This is a genomic window from Variovorax nitratireducens (assembly GCF_051216545.1).
Taxonomy (GTDB): domain Bacteria; phylum Pseudomonadota; class Gammaproteobacteria; order Burkholderiales; family Burkholderiaceae_C; genus Variovorax.
This window is the reverse complement of sequence record NZ_JBPJZO010000033.1, coordinates 1-1,049: the sequence shown is the minus strand read 5'-3', so window position 1 is coordinate 1,049 and position 1,049 is coordinate 1. Positions and strand designations below refer to the sequence as shown.

At 65.1% G+C, this 1,049-nt stretch carries 1 protein-coding gene and 1 pseudogene; both read right to left on the bottom strand.

Annotated features, from left to right (window positions below; translation table 11 throughout):
- A pseudogene (locus ACSFA8_RS27175) lies at nucleotides 1–113 on the bottom strand (nitrite reductase small subunit NirD); the annotation flags it as partial.
- Between the two features lie 12 nt (nucleotides 114–125).
- Nucleotides 126–905: a type IV pili methyl-accepting chemotaxis transducer N-terminal domain-containing protein gene (locus tag ACSFA8_RS27170; protein WP_435482564.1), complete on the bottom strand. Its 780-nt coding sequence runs from the start codon at nucleotides 903–905 to the stop codon at nucleotides 126–128.
- Between the last annotated feature and the right edge of the window lie 144 nt (nucleotides 906–1,049).

Genomic DNA, 1,049 nt, shown 5'->3' with positions numbered 1-1,049 from the left:
TCGTCCTGGCTGTTGCGAAACACCGCCACCCCAACGCCCGCAGGCCGGCTCACGCGCCGCGCCCCCAGCACCGGAATGTCCTCGACGCGGCAGATGGTTGTCCAGTCGGTCATGGGTACCTCTCTCTAGGTTTTGAGGTTGGAATAGAGGCCGGTGATGCGATCCATGATCCCCAGCAGGTTCTCGCTGGTGACGAACACGTCGGACATGAGCTTGGGCGACGTGCCGGTGCCCTCCAGGCGCTGAAGGCCGTGGTTGAAGAACACCCACTGTGCGTCGGCCAGCATCAGCTCTTCCTTGATCTGCATCGTGTCCCCGGGAGCACTCCGCAGAATTTCCAGTGCTGCAACAAACTCCGAGCGCGCCTTGGCGATCTCGGCCGCGCTGCCGGCCGGGTCGATCTGCAGGGCACTGGCCAGGTAGAACTTGGCCATGCGTTGCGACAGCATGCGCTGGCGACCCGCGATGTTGACCAGCTTGCCCACCGCCTTGTCCGAGGCCGCTTCGTATTGCACCGTACCCTGGTGCGCCAGGGCCAGCACAGCGGCGTCCAGCTTGACGACCTTGGCTGCGTCGGCCTTGCTCGGCGTGGGGCTTGTCAGTTCTTTCTTGAAATCGCTCCAGGCAGCGCCAAGCGTGTCGTAGGTGCCGCGGATGGCGGCGCTGGGTGCGAAGCTCTTGAGTTCCACCAGTTGGCGCTCGAACAAGGCAATGGATTGATCCAGCACCTGCCGGGCGTTGCGCGCTTCCACGTTGTGCAACAGTGCCAGGTAGGCCTTGCTCGCACGCTGCGACAGCATGCGCTGGCGTCCTGCCTTGTTGATGGCGTCGTTGAGATCGCTCACCTGGGCGCGTGCGCCCAGGCCGATCAAGGCGGTCGAGGCGACGAAGAGACGTCTTTTCAAACCAGTGCTCCGGTTCGCGGTTGCAGCGGCGTGAACTGCCGCACGTCGACCGCAGCCTGGCTCGACTCGAACCACGGGTCGGGCTCGCCGTCCAGCGCGAACTGCAGCCGCTCCCACAGCGCCCGGCGCCCCTCGGCATCCTCC